Below are 21,069 nucleotides of genomic sequence, written 5' to 3'. Positions count from 1 at the left end.
CGCAACTATAAGGATAAAAGAGCGTGGTCGATAGAAACTCTTGGGTGGCGGCCTTGGGTGTTAAATAGCTCCATAGCCCCATCAAATACATCGTCACTAGCACTATCTAGCGTGTATTCAAACTGTTCAATTTTTTCATGAATATCACTTTTTGCATCAGGGTACATATCAAGGGCTTCTTTAAGAACATCTATGTGTGAAATGAGCTTATAGACAGCCTCAACATCATCTACCGCCTTTGCTGATTGGCACTTGTAACACATATCAAATTCAGCACAAGGTAAGCTGATGCCTAGGGCATGGTTCGTTTCTCGCTGCGTGTTTTTGCCATCGCTAATGACTTGTTTTCCATCACAAACCAACCCGTTGGGGTTGGTTTTAGTATTGTCTTCTGCGCGCTTTTTCTTCCCCTCATCGTGTGACAGCATCGGAATACCACGCCTTGTCACCACAATGTCTTTTGCGTGCTCTAAGTTCGTTTTATCATTGAGGTTTTGCAAAACCTCCAAGCCCTGAGACACAATAACCTTATTAAGTAATGGGTCCCCGTTAAGGTAATCCCTCTCTAACGTTTCCTTCGTGTTTTGGAGTAAACTTTGAGCAACCTGAATGCCACCTTCGGCATAGGCTTGATTGCTAGTCATCTCTCGCCATCGACTCGATTGAAGAGAGATGTAATAATGGTTTGTCTCAATAGACCAAGTAATCATTAACGCTGATGAAATAGGGCTGATACCTTCCCAATCTTTAGGGACGTAGCGGCTACTTTTTGCTAAAAGCAGACGTTCATATTTCTTTGCCTGTTTGTCTGCGTTTTCATTAGCATATTGCTCAATATCTTTGATTAAAGCTAGATCAGAGGCTGGTACTTTAAAGAAACCACCTATGCCATTTCTATAGTGAAAAGAAATAGTAATATTGCCATCACTATCTTTTTCAGAGTACGTGAGTGGAAGTAAAATACCTTTGAGTGGTAGGTCTGTGTAGCAAGACAAAATACAGTAGGCACTATTGTTCGCCCCTTGTCTTGCTTTGGTTTTGGAGGCTGCTTTTACTTCTTTATGAACAACAGTGCGACCCAGATGATTAACTACTTTCTTTAACGTGATTGCTTGTTGGTTTCGATAGGTGTAAAACAGCGCCTTAAACCAAGGCAGGTTGCCATCCCGATACGGAGATAACAGGTGTAGTTGGTTAACTAGTTTTTTATTAATCTCTTTTAAATTAAAACTATCACTCACATCAGCGTTATTATTGAGGGTAAAAAGCAACTCAGAGCCATCTTCTGTATTTCCATATAGCTTAGATAGCCTCTCTAACAGCATAATAAATTTCACACCATCACGCTTATCAACATCAAATTGCTCACCCACCAACAGAGCATCGGTCTCTTTGTTCGCTCTAGGCTTATAGCTTGAGACTCTCACAGTCTGTAGGCTCTTATCTCGCTCTTCTGTATGAACCTCAATTGGGTGGGCAATATCTCGAATGTTGCTGTCATTCAGTGAAGTGAAATAGCACATCAAATGATATGCAGCGCCCATCGTGAGATTAAAAGCTGCGCCACTGTTAACGCTTATGCCATCGCTACACACTCTGCGTCTTTTCGAATCCAATGATGTTGGAATTTGAACCACTTCCTCATGCTCCCCAAGGGCAATAATAATAGGAAGAGCTTCTAGCAAAGGTGTGGCTTTTTCTTTGGCTGCAATAAGCTGTGGTGCGAGAGCGAAGAATAAATTGCTCAAACGTGTCACTAGCAGCTCTTCTTCTTCTTCCGAATACCCCTTATATGGCGTATTTTCCCCTGAAAACCCTCGGTGGAGCAAAGCCCAATCGGAAGCGGGCAAGCCACACCAATCGAGCGCATTACGAAGAGATGAAAGTGTATTCGTAGCTGTCGATTCTTGAATGCCTAACTCATCACCATGATTGTATTCCCATAGGCGTTTTGAAGGACTAAATATCTTGATAAGCTGTCTTAATTCGCCATCGTTGCCAGCAAACTTTAAATAGCCACTTTCCGTAAATGGGTCAACATCTACCGCATCACAAAAAACAAGATAGGAGCGTAATTTTTCGTAGGTTGCTACGGTGGTGCGTTCTGACTTACCATTGCTGACATATTGATTGGCTTTCTTGCAAAAGCGCCTAATAAATACTGTTCGGCCGTCTATTTTCTCGCTTTCCTTGTTACACCCCAAATGCAATAAGTGAGAAACATCGAACTGCTTTGGTATATTTAACCTCCCATCTTGATATGGAATCGTCAGGTTCAAAGGAACGACATTTTGACTGTTGCGCACAGGTTTAACAGATTTGGATTGTCTTGCAATTTTACTTTTCGCCATTACGCCCAACCTCCGTTAATTTTGCGGTTTTTCGCTTTAGCTGTGCTGATTTGGTCGTCCACTTTATTCATGAACTTAATGTATTTTTCAGTGGTTGAAGTGCTAGCGTGTCCCATTAATTCAGCTAATTCATCTATAAGGTAGTCATAGCCGACATCACGCTCTTGTGATTCCCTCCAAAGCCAGTGAGTTGCAAAGGTAGAACGTAAATCATGAATGCGGTAATACCAAGTCGAGTCGATTTCACGTATCTGTTTTCTAAGGTTTGAAAAGTGCGTTTCTAAAGTACTGCCGGAGTAGGGGGTACCTTTATTTGAAATAAATAGGTAATCTACGGCATCTAAAATCTCACCTGCCTGAACAAGCTCATTGCGTTTGTTTAGGTTCGTAAGCCGTGCGTTACTTTCTTTGTATATCTCTAGCTCTTCGTACAGCTCAATGGGAATTTCTACGGTACGAGGCTTACTGAATTTTGTGCGAGTAATTTTGATTGGTACTACATCTAAATCACTGTAGTCAGCTTTTCCTATGTCGTGAGCGGGGAAGTGGATAGCTTCGTCAATTCTTAGCCCAGCCTCGACACATAGCCGAAAGATTAATCCTGTCGCCTTTGGGAGTAAATTGACATGTTCATTAAAAAAAGCCTTGTGCTCAGGGTGCATGGGCTTTAGCTTTTTATGGGCTGGAGTGTTGTCTTTTTTAGGAAACATCCTCATGATATTGGATGTTTCATAAGTACGGTTAGAGCTTGATTTTGTGTGAGCCAACATATCGTACTGGTTTAAATCTTGATGCTTTGTTCCAGTTGTGTAGTGGGTGACAATATTCTGATCGTCATTTTTTATGTAGCCGTATTTTTGCATCCACTTATAGAACCCAATGATGGCACTCATATAGCTTCTAGCTGTAGATAAACTAAAAGCTTCATCGCCATTAGCACCTTCAATATTATTGCAGTTCGCAAGTAGGAACTCAGCAAATCTCCAAGGTGCACCTTCTTCTTCATACTTCGATAGTGTTTTATAGGTTAGGTATTCAGGTGGTATTTCATTACCATCTTCATCAACCTGAGAGTGGTGAGTGGAATCTAAGTAACGAGTATAAGCAAGAAGCCCCTTTGCAATTGAGCCTGTGTCTTTGACTGCTGCTTCGCCTCTTAGCTTTGACACTAGGTAAAGAGATTGCGGGTAAACAATAGTCCCTTCAGGAGCAATGATGATATCAGTTTTCTTTAGTCGTGACTGTAGGTTGGATGGGGACAACTGTGGCGTCAAGACCACTTCCCCAGAATCATTTTTTATAATCTCCGTGATTTTAAGTTTAGCAAGGGTATCAACTGCTATTTCTAGCAACCAAAAATCATTTTCAGAGCCTTCATTGTCATTTTTGTGTTCTATATACATAAACACCTGCCAGCTAATGCTCAGTGTGCCTCAGAGCGTGAATCTAGAATGCTTTACGTGCGATGAAAGGGAGTTCTTTAGAGGTTCTTACTCGCCTTGTCTGAGCCTATAGGGCTTCGACTTTTGGTTACCTAATGCTTCACCGTGTTCACGCAGTTAAGGCATAATAGATCTGACATTGAGAGGTTTTCTTCTGGCCTCCGCTGACAATAATATATGTCAGTGGCTCTTGCATTTTGTGCAGTTATGCTTTGACAGAGCCCCTTAGATAGATTCTTAAATGATTTGATTACGTAAGACGCGCTTATTGGAGCAGCGTTTGCTTTTGAGCTTGAGTCGAATAGAAAAATAGAATCCGGATTGTCATTTTTTATTTTATTGATAAAGAGAGCGGCTTGCTCAGTTAATTGAACTGTTTGTACTTTACTTTGCCGCTTCTTTTCAATTAGTAGTCTATCCGTCTGAACATCAACCATTCTTATGCTCAGTAGTTCATTCAACCTTAGACCTGTTAGTTGTGCTAGGTGCCAAATATTTGCGATCATAGAATCTGGCAAGTCCATTAAATCCAACGTTACAGAACGCAGTAAATGACGTGGAATAGGGGGAGTTGTATCAGCTAATTGGCCTGATAACAGGAGTTCCTTACGTTCTATCTGCCCCATTTTTGTCACAGCAAGTTCTATTTCTACTTGAGTAACAGATAATTGTGAGGCAAAAGTAGATTTAATTTTCGAAGAAAAGTAGCGACTTTTCGAAAAAATAACTAGTTGAGAGTTTCTGTCTGAGAGAGTTCGCTGCTTTGATGCTTGAACGAGATCGCTGTGGCCCTTGTAGCCAATGGCTACTGCTAGCCAATCGTTTCGATTGAATGATGAAATTCGTTTACACCCAATTGTATCCTCAATGATTGATGAGAATTGCTGAGCTTTAGCTTTAAAGTCAGCTAACTGGGATGGGAAGATGGGAAGCTTCTTCGTGTACATATTCTATTACCTCATATCCGAGTGGGCGTTCACAGTTTGCGATGTGGCTCTCACGCAAAGTACCCAATTAGACTAAGGAAGATAAAATATGATCGCCTTGACCAGTGAGCCGGGTCTAGGTGGCGAAAAACCCAGCTTCAAGATATCAAAGAAGTGAAACCTGTAATGTGCTCAAGCTCAAATTTTGCGCTCATCGTGTAATATGCGGTGATTGTTTATGAGTTGAATAAAAAGGAAGGTTTTATATTGCCAAGAAGTGAACAACTACTGATATTGAACGTTGTTCGTGTAGTCCCACTTTCTTTAAGCCTTAAGTATTACGACCATTGCGACCAGAAGACAGCTCAACCGAGAGTCAGTGTGTCATAGATAATAACCAAGGTTATTTGTCATAGTTTTTTTCCAAGGGTGAACTTCTTTTCGCCCCAAACACCAAACTGGTCAGCAACCGCGTGGTCTTCGTCAGACAGTAGCGTGAAGTTAAGCTCATCGCGCTCGATAAATTTGCCCAGACGTTTTACCGGGTCAATGCTGACGCCAAGCACAACAACATTGTGCGCGTCGAGTTCTGCTTTAATGTCACGCAGGCCTTTTGCTTGCGTTGTACAGCCCGGAGTCATCGCTTTCGGGTAAAAGTAGAAAAGTACTTTCTTGCCTTTAAAATCACCAAGTGTCACTGTGTTGCCGTCTTGGTCGAGCAAAGAGAAGGCTGGCGCTGGCGAGCCTGCTGTCAGCGTATTCATTATGATTTCCTTTACTTTATAGTGTGTTTTTAATGAAATTCAGAGAACCTTGTACGTTGAGCGACTTACAAAGTTCATCGAAATCTTCTTGTAATTGCATCAGATTGCAATCGGCACTCACCGATGCAGTAATGGCGATGTGGAATTGATCAACATCGGCCTGAATCTTTGACTTGCTGATGGTTTGTGCGCTCAGTGAGTCCAGTCCAATCTGCTGGTCAGCAAAAAACTGAGTGAATTTCTCAGTGAGCCCAGGACGGTCTTCTGACTCGATAAACACTTCCATGGTGTAGCTGTTGTCGAGTAACTCGTGAGCAGCGGTACGCTTCATTATCGTGATCAGGTCGTGTTCTTGCCCCAGTAAAGGCATCTGTGTTTCGACGCGAGTGATACTACTGGTGCTACCTGTCAGCAGCATGATTAGGGTAAATTCATTGCCAAAAATAGCAATTCGGCTATCGACAATATTACAGCCAGCTTGCGTAACGAGCTTTACGACTTGGTTACAGATACCTGGACGATCCGTTCCAACTGCTGTAAGTACCAGATGTTGCTTCATAAATGAGCTTCTTGTCCTTTCTTCAATAGAAAGATGTTAGCACAGATACGCCAGAGAAAGATCGAGTCAGTCCGCTTTTGTTTACAACATGGTTTTTTTATTCACTCAAGTCTGACTTGATTCAGCGCGCCGAAGAGTATATTTCTGAGCATAATAAAAATGAGGTCTTTCTTTTGCTCACGCCTTGTTCTCCAAAATTGAATCAGTTAACTAACGCTGTTATCCAGTTTTGTGGGAGTCAGGCCAAAGCGAGCATTTAATTTGCTAGATCTCTAACATCTGATAATTATTCACTCATTTGTACTTTGTAAGCGAGTTTGCGCTCTTGTGTTTTTCAATCGCATTACAGTACCATGCAGAAAGAACTAAATAAGGGAGATAAACATGTTTTCAGGAAGTATCGTAGCGCTGATTACGCCATTCAAAGCGGATGGCGAAGTAGACTTTGATAGTCTGCAAAAGCTAGTGGAATACCATATCGAATCTGGTTCCGATGGTATTGTGGCAGTAGGCACAACCGGAGAGTCAGCGACACTGACGATTGAAGAGCATGTAAAGGTTGTTAATAAGACGGTAGAGTTTGCCAATGGTCGTATCCCGGTGATAGCGGGTACGGGTGCAAATGCTACCCACGAAGCCGTGACGTTCAGTAAACTACTGGCGGATTCTGGTATCGCTGGTTTCCTAAGTGTAACGCCTTACTACAATAAGCCGACACAAGAAGGTTTGTACCTGCACTATAAAGCTATTTCAGAAGCGAGTGATGTACCGCTCATTCTTTACAACGTACCAGGTCGCACGGCGGTAGATATGAAGCCTGAGACAGTGGCACGTTTGTCAAAGCTTGATAATATAGTTGCTCTAAAAGATGCGACAGGCGATTTGGACAGAGTTGCAATTCACCGTGAACTTTGTGGCGAAGATTTTATCTTACTAAGTGGTGATGATGCGACGGGCTTAGATTTTGTTAAGCTTGGTGGCAATGGGGTTATCTCGGTAACCAACAACATCGCGGCAAAAGATATGGCAGACATGTTCCATTTGGCAAGCGAAGGTAAGTACGAAGAAGCAGAAGCGATTAACGAGCGTTTAATGACTCTGCATAAGAATCTATTCGTTGAAGCAAGCCCGATCCCAGTCAAATGGGCAGCAGAAAAGCTGGGTTTGATCGAGGATGGTAGCTTACGTCTTCCTCTAACCACGCTTTCTGAAAATCTGCAGCCTATCGTGGAACAGGCGTTAATCGACGCCCGTATTTATAAAGATTGAGCTACTAGGATTGACGTTCATACTGGGGGCCACTGAGCCCTCAGTGTTTTAGGAGTATAAATGAAGCTTTCAAGCCAGTTAGTGTTAAGTTCATTAGCTGTATTCGTATTGACTGCCTGTACAGGTGGTGCCAACCAACGTCGTCAGGCAAAGGACGATTTCGAGTATTTAAACACCCCAACGCTGGGTGAGTGGAATACGCCACAAGGCGTTCAGCCTCAGCTCTACCCAAACTACGAGATCCCTCAGGGTGCTTATGCTGGTGGCGTGGGTAAAGACGTTGATATTCGTCCACCACAGCAAGTGTTAGAACTTATTCCTGGCGCTCGCTTGGATCGCAGTCAAAATGGTGAAGTGACGTTGTGGTTGCTCCGTAAAGACGAGTTGGACAAGGTTTGGCAAACTGTACAAGGTATGGTTGAGGCCAGAAAAATTCCCGTTGAGAGTCAGACCGATTCACGTATTGAAACGGGTTGGGTAACTTGGGATTCTCCTGATGAAGACATGGAGATTGGCAGCCGATACGAGATCTTGCGTACACAGCAAGGTGGTCGTTATGGATTTAAAGTCGGTCTTATTGACTGGCGTGAAGGTGGCCAAGTAAAAGAAGTCACTCCGACAAACCGTGAGCGTTACAATGTGTTCATGACTAACCTGGTAACCGCTCGCTACGATCAGCAAGTCCGTGAAGATGCTCAGCGTAAAGCTCAGGAGCTGGTAAAACAGATTCCTGTGACGATGGGTACAGACCGAAGTGGACTTCCAGTCATCATCGCTCGTGCTCAATATGACGTATTGTGGCCGCGTCTGCCTGTGATTCTGCCTAAGATGGGTTTCACGGTTGAAGATCGCACCCAATCCCAGGGTACAGTAGAAGCGAGATACGCATCACCGGATGATGAGTTCTGGAATGATATTGGCGTTAAACCTGTTGACCTGAAGGCGGGTAAATACACCTTCCTATTTGGCGACTTGGGTAACCGTACGTCAATCAACATTACCGACTCTTCAGGTAAGCCTGTTGAAGAAGAATTCCTTAAATCACTAGCACCAGTTCTGGCAGAAGTAGTGAAGCAGTAATTGTTCAGTGCATAAGTATTTGTACAGTGCATAGAGAAAAGGGACCGTTTGGTCCCTTTTTTAATGGCATTCATTAACGAGAACGGTCGTCTTTGTTCTCTTTATCCCCGTAGCGTTCCTGGTCGAGCTCATTCAGTTTATCCAAGTCGTTTTTACGGCTTTTATCCATTTGATTAAACTTCATTTTGGCTGTGTATTTCAGGGCGGCAATATTACCGATGATGACACTTAACACGACAATAATGATAACCCAAGGGTTAGTGAGCAGCTCTATCATGGTGCCTCCGGCGGTGGTGCAATGTTACGAATAAACGTAGACATGATCTTATCTAGATTATTGAGTATTGAATCTATTCCCGCAATCTTGTGCTGCTCGTTTTGCTTAATCAGTTCACTTCTTAGCAACTCAGACGTTAGCTGTGAGCAACATTGCTGACCGACAATTTTGTGGCTAATGTGCCATGGTTCAATAGCGACGCCACCAAGATCGTCTTTGTATGGGAAGAAAAAGCCAAACTCATTGAGGTGCGTTTTCAGCCATAGATAGAACTCATTCTGGTGGCCTTCTAGATACTCCCACGGTTCCAGTTGCAGATCTGTACCTTCAGGTAACAAGTTACGAGCATAGACATCAAAATCGCATCCCCAGTGGTGACGGCTTCCACCTGGCAGAGCTGACCATCGCAAAATCGCCATTAGCTTCTCTTCATCACTCAACGCAGACTTATTCAGTGGCTTTGAGTCTGAATCAAGAATTGGCAACCCACCAGAAAACTTTCCGTTCCAGATTGAGCGCTGACGTGAAAAATCTCGAAAGCCACTGGCAATCTCCATTTTAAAACCAGCATCCGTTGCTGCCTTAATCATTCTGAGCAGGTCATGAGCCACTTCTGGATGAAGCAAAAAGGCTTTTTGACCCACCATCGTTGATTGAAGGTGAGAATCGGTGGTTCCTGTAAGTTGCGATGGTGTCATGTTGTTCTCGTTAACTGTCTGTTAGCGGCCGATTACTTCGCCAATAAATGCTTAAGCGTATTTTGGTACATGTCCGTTAACTTTTCTAAGTCATCTACTTTCACGCACTCGTTCACTTTATGAATGGTTGCATTCACAGGACCAAGTTCCACGACTTGACCACCCATTCGAGCAATAAAACGGCCATCCGAAGTTCCGCCAGTTGTCAGTAGTGCTGGTTTGGTGTGGTTTACTTCATTTACTGCAGCAACGACGGCGTCCAGTAACGCGCCTGTGTCGGTTAAGAATGGGTCACCGTTGAACGTCCAGTTCAGCTCATAGTCCAGGGCATGCTTGTCTAGCGTTTCTGTCACTCTTTGAACAATAGTGTCGTTATTCAACTCTGTGCTAAAACGCAGGTTGAATTGAACATTGAACTCGCCCGGAATGACGTTTGAAGCACCGGTACCTGCCGACACGTTTGGAATCTGGAAGCTGGTTGGCGGGAAGTAGTCGTTACCCTTATCCCATTCCGTGGTTGCTAACTCGTGAATGGCTAACAGAGAAGAGTGAACAGGGTTATTAGCCAGATGTGGGTAAGCAACGTGTCCCTGAGTACCTTTAACCGTCAGGTCACCAGTGATTGAACCACGGCGACCATTTTTCACGACATCACCAACGATCTCGGTACTTGAAGGTTCACCCACGATACACATATCAATGTTTTCACCACGTTCCATCAGCGCCTCTACCACGCGAACGGTACCGTTGATGAAAGGACCTTCTTCATCTGAAGTAATCAAAAAGCCGATAGAGCCTTTATGATCAGGGTTCTCTGCAATAAAACGTTCCACAGCGACAATCATTGCCGCCAGAGAGCCTTTCATATCCGCCGCACCGCGACCATGCAGGTAGCCATCGATTATTGTTGGCTCAAATGGATGCGTATCCCATTGTTCAAGCTTGCCCGCAGGCACTACGTCAGTGTGGCCAGCAAAGGCAAATAGCGGTGCTTCGGTGCCACGGCGAGCCCAAAAGTTGGTTGTATCTTCAAACACCATGACTTCGATTTCAAAACCAAGCGCTTTTAGTCGCTCGATCATTAAGTCCTGGCAGCCCGCGTCTTCAGGCGTTACGGATTGTCTGCTGATTAGGTCTTTCGCAAGAGCCAGTACTGGACTGTCTGTCATCCTTGAGTGTTCCTTAATTTATGAGTTAAAAATCGTTGTGTATTGATCAGCTTTAAAACCAATATGGAACTGATCATTCACTTTTAAAATTGGGCGCTTAATCATCGCTGGGTTTTCCACGAGCAGCTTGATAGCATTTTCTTCATTCAGAGAATCTTTCTGTTCCTGAGTTAACTGGCGGAAAGTGGTACCACGTTTGTTGAGCACGATTTCCCAGCCTAGAGCATCACAAAATTCTGTCACCAATGCTTCATCTACGCCTTGTTTGCGGTAGTCATGAAACTCATACGCGATATCTTCGGCTTCTAACCATTTCTTGGCTTTTTTAATTGTGTCGCAGTTTGGGATACCGAACATGGTAATCGTCATAATTGTTTCCTTTTATCTTTACTTTGTTTTTATGCACAGAGGCTGAGATTCTCTGGTGCTCAAGCAATTTTGGGCTGTGTACCGCATCCTACCAAGAAGCAATCAAACTGACAAAATGCGAAAGAAAATAATTTATGACCTCGAAGCACGCCAAATTGCCGAGTTGGAAACGTTGATAACTTACAGAATGAGCGTAAATGGGAATTAACTTGTAGGAATTTGAGTAAAAAGACACCAAAAAAGGGTGGATAAGTCGAGTTATTGATCAAACGCAACATCTCTCTGTGCAAAAACGAAATAATGATTCAGCACAAGTTTAGGAGGTGTCAATGGAGTTGAGTCCTGTTTTTGCAAGGCGGTTATATTTGGCCTTGTTGGTCGAAAGCCTGGAAAGGCCAAATGTACCAAAATTAATCGAACAAACGGGTTGGCCTCGACGTACAATTCAAGATGTACTCAAGGCATTACCGGGTATCGGCATCGAGCTTATATTTGTTCAAGATGGTCGACGTCACAATGACGGCTATTACCAACTTTCGGATTGGGGACCTTTTGATAGTCAATGGGTTCTGGAGCGAGAGCGTGATATCGCTAGTAGCCTTGGATTTCGTGCATAAGCCAGCAATTGCTGGCTTTTTTTATCTGTCGAGGCAGGAGATACATTCCCTGAATAGGCAAGATGAATTACTTGCAGCGGTAGGCAACACCTAACAGGTTGAAAGACGTGACGAAATATTGAGGAGACACCATAAATACCGTATCAGCACCCATGGTCATCGCGTTGTTTTTTAGGTCGTTAACCGCACCTTTGATCATGCCATCATTGCTGTAGAACAGGTAGTTATACCAATGCCCTTCATTGCCAGTTACTTCACCAAGGTACTCGCACTGAGCAGGGTCGAACTGGCCATCAATCCTCACTTCGACCTGTTGGCTTTTATCGTGAGAATTGAGAGGTGTCGATGAGCAGCCAAAGAGAGTAAAGATTGATATGGCGACAATGATTCGAAGCATATTATTTTCCCATGAAAATAGTGGCGGCGAAGCCAATCCAACTGAGAACAAGTAGCACCCATGGCAGCGCGGATGATTTAGCCGTTGAGGACTCTACCGCAGTTTGAGGCTCATGTTGTGTTTGTTCTTCGGTCTCGCGTTGTTTTTCTCTTTGCTGTTTCTTTTTCGCTTTGTCTGCTTGGCGGCTTCGCTCTTTTTGTTGTTTTTTATATAACGCAATGCCTTTCTCGATACCCTGAGCAATGAGTTTGGTTTGTTCCTTTGTTTGCCCTGGTTTCTGAGTCGCTCTGGCGATGTTCATTGCTTCGTTCTGAGTTTCTTGGGAAGGAACGGGAGCTGCTGTATTTTTCTTTTTCATGTTTTTATTTACTCGGCGCTAGGAGCCTGCGTTTGAAATTACTTAAGCCTAGTCTACTCGCCAAGTTGGTTGAAATGAACCTTAGAGCGCAAGTTCTCTGAACAAGCTTTCGCTTTTTGCGTGGGGTGTGAGGCTTTATTACTGGCGGGAGGTACTTGCGTTGCAGTTTCGCTGCGATCAGGTAAAGTGACCACAGTAAGTTATTAAAGAAGAAGATATTGTGCGCTACGCATTTGATCAATATGACGCTCATGGCTTTTTAAAAGCGCCTATTTTTGTTTGGTTAGGGTGGATGTTTCTTGCCCGATCTTGGGTGGTGTTTGCCATGGCCGGTGTGAGCCGGGAGAGTGGAAGTAAACTGCTGTCGATTGTTTATCCAGATTCGAGCACACTGTATTTGGGTTTGTTAGCCGGTGTTCCCAGCTTACTATTGATGTGGTTGATGGGTTTACGCCAGCCAGACCGAAAATGGGTGAACAAAGTGATGAGCTACGGGCGAGAGGTGACCTTGATCTTGTGTAGTATTCAGCTTGCTCAGACCATGTATCATGTCTACCTGGAACATGGTGTATTCAATTGGGCAAACGCTCTTACCATCACCTTAATTACCTGGTTTATGATCTACCTTTTGAACGGAAGGTGGGTAAAAGACTGTTTTAATGTGCCACACTTTGAGCATAATAAAGAACAGCCTTCAAAGAATTAAAAATCAACAACTTCCCGCACAGGGGCAAAGTATAGAGGAAACCTCAATGTTACAAGCTCAAACGGCAATTGTGCCAGAAGCAGGACCATTTGCACTGTACACTCAACTGAAAGTAAACCAAAACCGTGAAAACGTATTGGCGAAGCTAAAAGCCCTTCCAGAGCTGGTTGAAGAGCTAAATAACAGCCAGCCAGGTGCTGACCTCACACTATCTATCGCATTCACAAAATCATTCTGGCAGCACTTAAATATCGATGCGCCTGAAGAGTTGATTGACTTCCCACAGTTAGGGGAAGGGGATGTTGTGGCGCCAGCAAGCGATGTTGATGTGCTCATTCACTGCCACTCAACTCGTCACGATTTACATTTTTATGTTCTGCGTAAATTCCTGGTCGACACGGCAGAAGATGTGACTGTCGTTGATGAAACGTATGGCTACCGTTACCTGGACGCTCGTGATATGACTGACTTTATCGATGGCACAGAGAACCCAGAAGGTGAAGCACGAGCTGAAGTTGCCTTGATCAAAGAAGGCCCATTTGCTGGTGGTAGCTACGTAATGGCTCAGCGTTTCGAACACAACCTTCCTGCATGGAATCGTTTGAACGTAAAAGCACAAGAGAAAGTGATTGGCCGTACTAAGCCAGATTCTGTTGAGTTGGATGATGTGCCGGCTGCGTCGCACGTTGGCCGTGTAGACATCAAAGAAGAAGGTAAAGGCCTGAAGATCGTTCGTCACAGTTTGCCATACGGCACCGTGACGGGGGCTCATGGCCTGTTGTTCATCTGCTACTGTCATACACTGCATAACATTAAAGTGATGCTTGAGAGCATGTACGGTGTGACGGATGGCAAAACCGACCAGCTTCTGCGCTTTACTAAAGCCGTCACTGGTGCGTACTTCTTTGCGCCATCTCAGGCTATGCTGGCGGAACTTGCGATTAAGTAATTCTAAGCCGGTAATTTTGAAGCTCTCCAATCGGAGAGCTTTTTATTTTCTGTATCTTTCCCGCATCCTATCTTTTTGCTCGTAATCCTATTTCTAAAAGCACTAAACCTTCCTAGAATCCGGCCGATAAATATCCAATACCTTCATCTTATTGGAGCACATATTTGTGGCTATCACCGTTAATACCAATATTTCAGCTCTGGTGGCACAGCGTCATTTAACTAACGCAACGGATATGTTGAACCAGTCCATGGAGCGTTTGTCTTCAGGGAAGCGCATTAACAGCGCGAAGGATGATGCCGCAGGTTTGCAGATTTCTAATCGCTTGCAAGCGCAAATGCGTGGTCTGGATGTCGCAGTTCGCAATGCAAACGATGGTATTTCAATCATGCAAACCGCTGAAGGCGCAATGAATGAAGTCACCAATATTATGCAGCGTATGCGAGATCTCTCCTTACAGTCGGCAAATGGTTCAAACAGCAATGCAGAACGTATGGCATTGCAAGAAGAAGTCAGCGCATTGAATGATGAACTGAATCGTATCGCGGAAACCACTTCGTTTGGTGGACGCAGATTGCTCAATGGCAGCTTCGGTAAATCAGCGTTTCAGATTGGCGCGGCTTCAGGAGAAGCGGTACAAGTTGAATTAAAGTCAATGCGTACTGATGGGCTAGATATGGGTGGATTCAGTTACATTTCGCGGGGCAGAGCAGGGTCTGATTGGAAAGTGAAGAGTGACTCAAACGAGCTTACTATGTCCTTTGTTAACCGCTTGGGTGAAACAGAGCAAGTCCATATTAGCGCGCAAGCCGGTGACGACATTGAAACGTTAGCCACTTACATAAATGGTCAAACCGACAAAGTGTCAGCGTCAGTGAATGAAGATGGGCAATTACAGATCTTTATGGCTGGCAAAGAAACGTCTGGCACGATTTCATTTTCCGGCGATTTGGCGAACGAGTTGGGTTTGGAGCTAAAAGGTTATCAAGCGGTCGATAGCATTGATGTCACCAGCGTTGGTGGTGCGCAGCAAGCTGTGGCGGTTCTGGATACGGCAATGAAGTATGTGGATAGTCACCGTGCCGAGCTCGGTGCCTATCAAAACCGTTTTAATCATGCGATAAATAATTTAGACAACATTCATGAGAATGTGGCAGCTTCTAATAGTCGAATTTTAGACACCGACTATGCCAAAGAAACCACACAAATGGTCAAACAGCAGATTTTACAACAGGTCAGTACTTCTATTCTTGCTCAAGCGAAACAAGCGCCAAATCTGGTTTTGTCTTTACTGGGGTAATGTCATTCCCGTTTAAAATTTAGAAAAAAACTGCCTGTATCGACAGGTGAAAAAGAAGCTTTAGTGAAAATTTAACGTTTTTTGTCTTTTTTACCTATTTCGTCACGATCCCCCCTAAATATGAACTTTTTCTAAAAAAATCGAACATTTTTCCTAAAGAAATCAGATTGTGCGTCGTTAATAAAAGTAACTTTGAGAGAACTACTTGGTTTTCCGAGACGTCGGAAACCGCTACACCGGAAAATCAATTGGAGAAATCACCATGGCAGTGACTGTAAACACAAACGTATCAGCGATGACCGCTCAGCGTTACCTTAACAATGCAAACTCAGCTCAACAAACGTCGATGGAGCGTCTGTCTACAGGCTTTAAAATCAACAGCGCAAAAGATGATGCAGCTGGCCTTCAAATCTCGAACCGTTTGAATGTGCAAAGCCGTGGTCTGGATGTGGCTGTTCGCAACGCGAATGACGGTATCTCTGTTGCACAAACTGCTGAAGGTGCGATGAACGAGACAACCAACATACTGCAACGTATGCGTGACCTGTCACTTCAATCTGCAAACGGTTCTAACTCAAAAGCAGAACGTGTTGCGATTCAGGAAGAAGTAACTGCACTGAACGACGAGCTTAATCGTATCGCGGAAACCACTTCATTTGGTGGTAACAAACTTCTTAACGGCACATACGGCACCAAATCGTTCCAAATCGGCGCAGACAATGGTGAAGCAGTCATGCTTGAGCTGAAAGATATGCGTTCTGACAACCAAATGATGGGCGGTCTTAGCTACCAAGCTGAAAATGGCAAAGGTAAAGACTGGAATGTTTCTGCCGATAAATCAGACCTGAAAATCAGCCTGACAGACAGCTTTGGTCAAGAGCAAGAAATCTCGGTTAATGCAAAAGCAGGCGATGATATCGAAGAGCTGGCAACGTACATCAACGGTCAGACTGACTTGGTAAAAGCTTCAGTGAATGAAGATGGCCAATTGCAAGTCTTTGCTGGTAACAACAAAGTGGAAGGCGAACTGTCATTCTCTGGCGGTCTATCTGGCGAATTAGGTCTGGATAAAGGCAACAGCGTCACGGTTGATTCTATTGATGTTACTTCTGTGGGCGGCGCACAAGAATCAGTAGCAATTATTGATGCTGCTCTGAAGTACGTAGACAGCCACCGCGCGGAACTAGGTGCATTCCAAAACCGTTTCAACCATGCAATCAACAACTTGGATAACATTAACGAGAACGTGAGTGCATCGAAGAGCCGTATTAAAGATACCGACTTCGCAAAAGAAACGACAGAAATGACCAAGTCACAAATTCTATCGCAGGCGTCAAGCTCAATCCTTGCGCAAGCGAAACAAGCGCCGAACTCAGCGCTAAGTCTGCTAGGTTAAGGGTTATACCCAGATTAACCTCAGACGAGAACCTCATTGGCTCGTGGTGAGAGATGAGCGAGTAAACCCAGCTTCGGCTGGGTTTTTTTCTATCTGAGGAAAGCACGCTGACGTGTTAATTTGGTCACAGTTGATACCGGTCACACTTCTCTAAGTAGAGGATACTAATCGCAAAAAAATGGGAAATTCTCCTAAAGGATATGTATTGATCGCCGTTAAAGGGATTGAGAGAAATGAGATGTACCTAAGTGAGGTGAGAGACACGAAGGTACATTCACAAAAGCCTTAAGGAGAACAACTATGGCGATTAACGTTAATACTAACGTTTCTGCGATGACCGCACAGCGTTACCTGAATCAGGCCGCTGAAGGTCAACAAAAATCAATGGAGCGTTTGTCTTCAGGCTATAAAATTAATAGCGCGAAAGACGATGCTGCAGGTCTACAGATTTCAAACCGCTTGAACGCGCAAAGCCGTGGTCTGGACATGGCAGTGAAAAACGCCAACGACGGTATTTCTGTTGCACAGGTTGCTGAAGGTGCAATGAATGAATCTACTAACATCCTACAGCGTATGCGTGACCTTTCGCTTCAGTCTGCGAACGGTTCTAACTCAAAAGCAGAACGTGTCGCGATTCAGGAAGAAGTAACAGCCCTAAACGATGAGTTAAACCGTATTGCGGAAACGACATCTTTTGGTGGTAACAAACTTCTTAACGGTACTTACGGTACACAGTCTTTCCAAATCGGTGCTGATTCAGGTGAAGCAGTAATGCTTTCTTTGGATAGCCTGCGTTCTGATACTTCTGCTATGGGTGGTAAGAGCTACGCTGCAGAAGAAGGCAAAGATGCATCTTGGGCTGTTGGTGAAAAAACTAAGCTTGAAATGAGCTACACCAATACACAAGGTGAAGAGCAAAAGCTGACTATCAACGCGAAGCAAGGCGATGATCTTGAGCAGTTAGCGACTTACATCAACGGTCAGAGCGATGACGTGAAAGCGTCAGTAGGCGAAGACGGTAAGTTGCAAGTATTTGCTTCTTCTCAGAAAGTAATTGGTGAAGTTGAATTCTCAGGCAACCTGGCTGGCGAAATTGGTTTCGGTAATGCTAAAGACGTCACGGTTAAAGACATCGACGTTACATCGGTAGCTGGCTCTCAAGAAGCTGTGGCTGTTATCGACGGTGCACTTAAGTCAGTAGACAGCCAGCGTGCGTCTCTTGGTGCTTTCCAAAACCGATTCAACCACGCGATCAATAACTTAGATAACATTAATGAAAACGTTAATGCGTCTAAGAGCCGTATTCAAGATACTGACTACGCGAAGGAAACAACGGCAATGACTAAGTCGCAAATCCTTCAGCAAGCGAGTACTTCGATCCTGGCACAAGCGAAGCAGTCACCATCTGCAGCGCTAAGCTTGTTGGGCTAATTAGGCTGGATTAGTCAAGCGATAGACCCTATCGTTAGCTCATAAGTTGGAAGGGAGATTGTAATGGAAATAGCCTCCTACACATCGAACATCCAGTCTTACGGTGCAGAGGATGGCACCAAAGTTGCTAGTAAAAATGGCTATGGCATAGGCGTGCCGGACCCAGCAAGTTCAGTCGGTGATATTTCTCTGTCAAAAGTGAAAGACACCGAGCGTGATTTCTCTGTTCAAGCTGCAATCAAAATGGCGGAAAGCCGTCAGGAGCTGAACAGAGAAGAACGTGAAAAAATGGTCGCACAAATGAATGAATTTGTGACATCCATAAATAAGGGAGTGGCGTTTCGCGTGGATGAAGAATCTGGCCGAGACGTTGTTACGATTTACGAAGCCAAAACGGGCGACGTGATTCGTCAAATTCCTGATGAAGACATGCTGGTCGTTTTACGTCGCCTAGCTGAGCACACAGCTAACAGCGGTTTGTTAGTTGAAAAAGTTTAATACCAATCGTAGTAAATAACTGGTCATTCTAGCTTGTTAAAATACTCGATAACGACGTTAAAATTTTTGATTGTAGAATAACTACTTATCGAAAAATTTTGCCTTGTTCTCAAGCATTTTTCCTACGCTATTTCTGATCACTTACTTACTGTGATTGGTATAAGCCGTTTTTAGAGGTGATTTAATGAGTTTAGGCCCGTTGGGGATGTCTGGTGGCATGGATATTAATGCCATGGTCAGCAAAATTGTCGATGCCGAGCGTGTACCAAAGCAGCAGAGCATTAACAATGAACGCACGACGATAGATGCCAGCATCAGTGCTTATGGGCGACTCAGAGAATCGTTGGATACGATGAAAAACCTCATGGTGAACTTCCGTCAGGAAAAAGCTTTTGCTGCCCGGACGGTTGATACCACGGACGATAAAATCGTATCTGCCACTGCAACTACCGATGCTATAGCTGGTAAGTATGCTATCGATGTGTTGCAGCTTGCACAAAGCCATAAAGTTGCGTCTGATGTGTTACCAGAAGACGCAAAGCTTGGTCCGGGTAAGCTGCATATTTCGCTTGGTGACGACAGCTTTAACATCAATGTCCGTTCAAGATCTAAGCTCGTAGATGTGGTACGTAGCATCAACGGTGCGAAAGACAACATCGGCGTTCGTGCTTCACTTATCAACGATGCCGAAGGCCCCCGCCTTATCCTTGCCTCAAACCAATCTGGTAAGGATCACCAAATTACCGTCACAGTGGACGCCGAACAAGGCAATCCACTCAAAAAATTCGCATATCAAACACTTGAAGAGCGAGTACGAGCTTTGGAAGAAGCACGTGCTGCCGCTGAAGAGGTGTTAGGTCCTTTGCAAGATCCTCAATCAGCCGAACCTGTTTTACTGGATGAAAGCGGCAACCCTCTACCTCCCGAAATGCAATCCTCGCAAGAGGAACTAGCAACTCAACAGGGGAGTGCAGTTGGTGAGCCTGTTTCTGCTGCCGGCGCAGATGCTGCCAAAGCGGGACAAGATGCACTCGATAAAGCGCAAGAACGCGCAAGTTGGCGTCCAGAGGATCGCATTCCTGGCTGGACGGAAACGGCCTCAGGCACCTTACTGGATTCATACCAAGAGCCAGAGCTGGAGCTGGACGAAAAGGCGATTGAAAAAGCGCCTGATGTTCCGGGTTGGAGCAATGCTGCATCTGGTACGCTGACCGACTCTTATGTCACCACCAAAGAAGCAAAGCAGCGGCTTGATCAAGAAAAAGCAGAAATTGAGCAGAGCATTGCTGATGAAAAGCAGGAGCTTGATGCGAAAGTAAAACGTGGTGAGTTGACGCAAGAACAAGCGAAGCAAATCCATCGTGCTCAGCTTTCACCTGAAGAGCGCGAGCGACTCGAAAAAATAGACGCTGCCGAAGCCAAAATTGCTCAGGCCGAATCTATGTTCGAAGGTTATAGCGGCATGACCGAAGTTCAGGCCGGCCAAGACTCGGTCGTGTTACTCGATGGCGTTGCGAAACTCTCGAGTCACAACAACGTGATTGAAGATGCGATAGAAGGCGTAGACCTCACATTGAAAGGGAAGTCTGAACCTAATCAAGCACCGGCGGAAATAGGCGTTGAATATGATCGTCAGGGCGTTCGCAGCGATATAGAAAACTTTGTTGCGGCTTATAATTCGTTTTATCAAACCTCTCGGGCGCTCTCGAGCGTTGATCCTCTTACCGGACAAAAAGGCCCTTTATCGGGCGACAGCACCGTGCGAAGTGCTGATGCCAGACTTAAATCGGTCTTTTCCGCCCAAATTGATAAAGCGCCAGAAAACCTCAAATCACTCACTGAGTTTGGTATCACCACGACTCGTCAGGGAACGCTCGAAATTAACTACGACATGCTCGATCGTCAGTTAAATAACAACTTCAATGAACTGGAAAGTTTCTTTGGTGGTAACACTGGTTTCGCAAAGCGCATTGAAGATGCCATTCATGGCATTACCGGAGTTACTGGCAGCATTCGTACCCGCGAAAAAAGTCTTACAGAACAGAATTACCGTTTAAATGATGATCAAACGGCCCTCGATCGCCGCATGGCGAGCTTAGAAGAGCGTACTCATGCAAAATTCTCTGCCATGCAAGATGCAACAGGCAAAATGCAAGGCCAGCTAGGCGCATTAATGAGTGCACTGGGTTAATCAATGCAAAGCGAACTTATTGAAATTAACGATTTGGATCAACGCATTAGCCAAGAGCTGCAAAAAGTCGATATTAATACTGAAGAAATTCTTCGTTTGGTCGATATCAGAGAAAGCTTATTGCAAAACTTGCTGTCAGTGGTTCAGAAAAACCCATTGGTTAAGCAAGACGTCGAGTGGCAAGACTTGCTTGCTCGTACCCAAAGTATTGTTGAACTGATGCAATCAGAGACGTCAAAAGTTGGAAAAGAGTTGCATAAATTGCGCTATGGCCAACGTTCGCTTCAGCAGTACAAAAAGTTTATTTAGAAAGAGGATTACT

At 44.5% G+C, this 21,069-nt stretch carries 21 protein-coding genes and 1 pseudogene; 11 read left to right on the top strand and 11 right to left on the bottom strand.

Features of this window, described 5'->3' with window-relative positions:
• Window positions 1-5: 5 nt before the first annotated feature.
• From VEJY3_RS11765 to VEJY3_RS11745, 5 genes and pseudogenes are all read right to left on the bottom strand, one after another.
• The gene (locus VEJY3_RS11765) at window positions 6-2,351 is read right to left on the bottom strand and encodes a hypothetical protein (RefSeq protein ID WP_014232696.1); all 2,346 of its coding nucleotides are present in this window, start codon (window positions 2,349-2,351) and stop codon (window positions 6-8) included.
• Window positions 2,351-3,754, bottom strand: coding sequence for a site-specific integrase (locus VEJY3_RS11760; RefSeq protein WP_014232695.1), 1,404 nt, complete (start codon window positions 3,752-3,754; stop codon window positions 2,351-2,353). Before VEJY3_RS11760 ends, VEJY3_RS11765 begins: the two co-directional genes overlap by 1 nt.
• Before the next feature lie 131 nt (window positions 3,755-3,885).
• On the bottom strand, window positions 3,886-4,740 hold the full coding sequence (locus VEJY3_RS11755; protein ID WP_014232694.1) for a tyrosine-type recombinase/integrase: 855 nt from the start codon (window positions 4,738-4,740) through the stop codon (window positions 3,886-3,888).
• A gap of 398 nt (window positions 4,741-5,138) precedes the next feature.
• Window positions 5,139-5,483 (bottom strand): annotated as a pseudogene (bcp, locus tag VEJY3_RS11750) (thioredoxin-dependent thiol peroxidase); the annotation flags it as partial.
• 16 nt (window positions 5,484-5,499) lie between these two features.
• A complete protein-coding gene (locus tag VEJY3_RS11745; protein WP_014232692.1) occupies window positions 5,500-6,042 on the bottom strand; it encodes a glycine cleavage system protein R in 543 nt (180 codons plus the stop codon).
• A 384-nt stretch (window positions 6,043-6,426) separates the two neighbouring features.
• Here VEJY3_RS11745 and dapA point away from each other — a divergent pair, with 384 nt between their 5' ends.
• Window positions 6,427-7,311 carry a 4-hydroxy-tetrahydrodipicolinate synthase gene (gene dapA / locus VEJY3_RS11740; RefSeq protein ID WP_014232691.1) on the top strand — a complete coding sequence of 295 codons (885 nt, stop codon included), beginning with the start codon at window positions 6,427-6,429 and terminating at the stop codon, window positions 7,309-7,311.
• Window positions 7,312-7,371: 60 nt separating this feature from the next.
• A complete protein-coding gene (bamC, locus tag VEJY3_RS11735) occupies window positions 7,372-8,391 on the top strand; it encodes an outer membrane protein assembly factor BamC (protein ID WP_014232690.1) in 1,020 nt (339 codons plus the stop codon).
• A gap of 73 nt (window positions 8,392-8,464) precedes the next feature.
• On the opposite strand, the gene VEJY3_RS11730 is transcribed toward bamC, so the two are convergent.
• From VEJY3_RS11730 to VEJY3_RS11715, 4 genes are read right to left on the bottom strand one after another with little or no spacing between them, the layout of a single operon-like run.
• Window positions 8,465-8,668: a DUF2897 family protein gene (locus VEJY3_RS11730; protein WP_014232689.1), complete on the bottom strand. Its 204-nt coding sequence runs from the start codon at window positions 8,666-8,668 to the stop codon at window positions 8,465-8,467.
• Window positions 8,665-9,366: a M15 family metallopeptidase gene (locus VEJY3_RS11725; RefSeq protein ID WP_014232688.1), complete on the bottom strand. Its 702-nt coding sequence runs from the start codon at window positions 9,364-9,366 to the stop codon at window positions 8,665-8,667. Before VEJY3_RS11725 ends, VEJY3_RS11730 begins: the two co-directional genes overlap by 4 nt.
• Window positions 9,367-9,398: 32 nt before the next feature.
• The gene (gene dapE, locus VEJY3_RS11720; protein WP_014232687.1) at window positions 9,399-10,535 is read right to left on the bottom strand and encodes a succinyl-diaminopimelate desuccinylase; all 1,137 of its coding nucleotides are present in this window, start codon (window positions 10,533-10,535) and stop codon (window positions 9,399-9,401) included.
• Between the two features lie 18 nt (window positions 10,536-10,553).
• Window positions 10,554-10,904 carry an ArsC family reductase gene (locus tag VEJY3_RS11715; RefSeq protein ID WP_014232686.1) on the bottom strand — a complete coding sequence of 117 codons (351 nt, stop codon included), beginning with the start codon at window positions 10,902-10,904 and terminating at the stop codon, window positions 10,554-10,556.
• 329 nt (window positions 10,905-11,233) lie between these two features.
• Between VEJY3_RS11715 and VEJY3_RS11710 the strand changes: the two genes are divergently transcribed.
• Window positions 11,234-11,521 carry a helix-turn-helix domain-containing protein gene (locus tag VEJY3_RS11710; protein ID WP_014232685.1) on the top strand — a complete coding sequence of 96 codons (288 nt, stop codon included), beginning with the start codon at window positions 11,234-11,236 and terminating at the stop codon, window positions 11,519-11,521.
• A gap of 67 nt (window positions 11,522-11,588) precedes the next feature.
• Here VEJY3_RS11710 and VEJY3_RS11705 read toward each other — a convergent pair whose 3' ends face one another.
• Together VEJY3_RS11705 and VEJY3_RS11700 are read right to left on the bottom strand one after the other, a co-directional pair.
• Window positions 11,589-11,918: a DUF4156 domain-containing protein gene (locus VEJY3_RS11705; protein ID WP_014232684.1), complete on the bottom strand. Its 330-nt coding sequence runs from the start codon at window positions 11,916-11,918 to the stop codon at window positions 11,589-11,591.
• Between the two features lies 1 nt (window position 11,919).
• Window positions 11,920-12,276 carry a DUF2956 domain-containing protein gene (locus tag VEJY3_RS11700; protein WP_014232683.1) on the bottom strand — a complete coding sequence of 119 codons (357 nt, stop codon included), beginning with the start codon at window positions 12,274-12,276 and terminating at the stop codon, window positions 11,920-11,922.
• Window positions 12,277-12,496: 220 nt separating this feature from the next.
• Between VEJY3_RS11700 and VEJY3_RS11695 the strand changes: the two genes are divergently transcribed.
• The 8 genes from VEJY3_RS11695 to VEJY3_RS11660 all read left to right on the top strand — a co-directional run bounded on the left by VEJY3_RS11695 (window position 12,497) and on the right by VEJY3_RS11660 (window position 21,056).
• The gene (locus tag VEJY3_RS11695) at window positions 12,497-12,982 is read left to right on the top strand and encodes a DUF2919 domain-containing protein (RefSeq protein WP_014232682.1); all 486 of its coding nucleotides are present in this window, start codon (window positions 12,497-12,499) and stop codon (window positions 12,980-12,982) included.
• A 46-nt stretch (window positions 12,983-13,028) separates the two neighbouring features.
• Window positions 13,029-13,931, top strand: coding sequence for a Dyp-type peroxidase (locus VEJY3_RS11690; RefSeq protein ID WP_014232681.1), 903 nt, complete (start codon window positions 13,029-13,031; stop codon window positions 13,929-13,931).
• Window positions 13,932-14,097: 166 nt separating this feature from the next.
• Window positions 14,098-15,231, top strand: a complete 1,134-nt coding sequence (locus VEJY3_RS11685) for a flagellin (protein WP_014232680.1) — start codon at window positions 14,098-14,100, stop codon at window positions 15,229-15,231.
• 262 nt (window positions 15,232-15,493) lie between these two features.
• Entirely contained in the window at window positions 15,494-16,627 is a 1,134-nt protein-coding gene (locus VEJY3_RS11680) for a flagellin (protein WP_014232679.1), read from the top strand.
• Window positions 16,628-16,927: 300 nt separating this feature from the next.
• The gene (locus VEJY3_RS11675; RefSeq protein ID WP_014232678.1) at window positions 16,928-18,058 is read left to right on the top strand and encodes a flagellin; all 1,131 of its coding nucleotides are present in this window, start codon (window positions 16,928-16,930) and stop codon (window positions 18,056-18,058) included.
• A gap of 63 nt (window positions 18,059-18,121) precedes the next feature.
• Window positions 18,122-18,556 carry a flagellar protein FlaG gene (gene flaG, locus VEJY3_RS11670; RefSeq protein ID WP_014232677.1) on the top strand — a complete coding sequence of 145 codons (435 nt, stop codon included), beginning with the start codon at window positions 18,122-18,124 and terminating at the stop codon, window positions 18,554-18,556.
• A gap of 184 nt (window positions 18,557-18,740) precedes the next feature.
• Window positions 18,741-20,747 carry a flagellar filament capping protein FliD gene (gene fliD, locus VEJY3_RS11665; RefSeq protein ID WP_014232676.1) on the top strand — a complete coding sequence of 669 codons (2,007 nt, stop codon included), beginning with the start codon at window positions 18,741-18,743 and terminating at the stop codon, window positions 20,745-20,747.
• A gap of 3 nt (window positions 20,748-20,750) precedes the next feature.
• Window positions 20,751-21,056, top strand: coding sequence for a flagellar protein FliT (locus tag VEJY3_RS11660; protein WP_014232675.1), 306 nt, complete (start codon window positions 20,751-20,753; stop codon window positions 21,054-21,056).
• Window positions 21,057-21,069 lie beyond the last annotated feature (13 nt).

The sequence above is a fragment of the Vibrio sp. EJY3 genome (genome assembly GCF_000241385.1).
GTDB lineage: Bacteria > Pseudomonadota > Gammaproteobacteria > Enterobacterales > Vibrionaceae > Vibrio > Vibrio natriegens.
Note: the sequence above shows the minus strand (reverse complement) of the source record. Positions and strands in the feature narration are given on the sequence as shown.

Bases quoted from the DNA above. Each gene is read 5' to 3' on its own strand.
- VEJY3_RS11765 (WP_014232696.1), bottom strand. From the start codon at position 2,351: ATGGCGAAAAGTAAAATTGCAAGACAATCCAAATCTGTTAAACCTGTG.
- VEJY3_RS11760 (WP_014232695.1), bottom strand. From the start codon at position 3,754: ATGTATATAGAACACAAAAATGACAATGAAGGCTCTGAAAATGATTTT.
- VEJY3_RS11755 (WP_014232694.1), bottom strand. From the start codon at position 4,740: ATGTACACGAAGAAGCTTCCCATCTTCCCATCCCAGTTAGCTGACTTT.
- VEJY3_RS11745 (WP_014232692.1), bottom strand. From the start codon at position 6,042: ATGAAGCAACATCTGGTACTTACAGCAGTTGGAACGGATCGTCCAGGT.
- dapA (WP_014232691.1), top strand. From the start codon at position 6,427: ATGTTTTCAGGAAGTATCGTAGCGCTGATTACGCCATTCAAAGCGGAT.
- bamC (WP_014232690.1), top strand. From the start codon at position 7,372: ATGAAGCTTTCAAGCCAGTTAGTGTTAAGTTCATTAGCTGTATTCGTA.
- VEJY3_RS11730 (WP_014232689.1), bottom strand. From the start codon at position 8,668: ATGATAGAGCTGCTCACTAACCCTTGGGTTATCATTATTGTCGTGTTA.
- VEJY3_RS11725 (WP_014232688.1), bottom strand. From the start codon at position 9,366: ATGACACCATCGCAACTTACAGGAACCACCGATTCTCACCTTCAATCA.
- dapE (WP_014232687.1), bottom strand. From the start codon at position 10,535: ATGACAGACAGTCCAGTACTGGCTCTTGCGAAAGACCTAATCAGCAGA.
- VEJY3_RS11715 (WP_014232686.1), bottom strand. From the start codon at position 10,904: ATGACGATTACCATGTTCGGTATCCCAAACTGCGACACAATTAAAAAA.
- VEJY3_RS11710 (WP_014232685.1), top strand. From the start codon at position 11,234: ATGGAGTTGAGTCCTGTTTTTGCAAGGCGGTTATATTTGGCCTTGTTG.
- VEJY3_RS11705 (WP_014232684.1), bottom strand. From the start codon at position 11,918: ATGCTTCGAATCATTGTCGCCATATCAATCTTTACTCTCTTTGGCTGC.
- VEJY3_RS11700 (WP_014232683.1), bottom strand. From the start codon at position 12,276: ATGAAAAAGAAAAATACAGCAGCTCCCGTTCCTTCCCAAGAAACTCAG.
- VEJY3_RS11690 (WP_014232681.1), top strand. From the start codon at position 13,029: ATGTTACAAGCTCAAACGGCAATTGTGCCAGAAGCAGGACCATTTGCA.
- VEJY3_RS11680 (WP_014232679.1), top strand. From the start codon at position 15,494: ATGGCAGTGACTGTAAACACAAACGTATCAGCGATGACCGCTCAGCGT.
- VEJY3_RS11675 (WP_014232678.1), top strand. From the start codon at position 16,928: ATGGCGATTAACGTTAATACTAACGTTTCTGCGATGACCGCACAGCGT.
- flaG (WP_014232677.1), top strand. From the start codon at position 18,122: ATGGAAATAGCCTCCTACACATCGAACATCCAGTCTTACGGTGCAGAG.
- fliD (WP_014232676.1), top strand. From the start codon at position 18,741: ATGAGTTTAGGCCCGTTGGGGATGTCTGGTGGCATGGATATTAATGCC.
- VEJY3_RS11660 (WP_014232675.1), top strand. From the start codon at position 20,751: ATGCAAAGCGAACTTATTGAAATTAACGATTTGGATCAACGCATTAGC.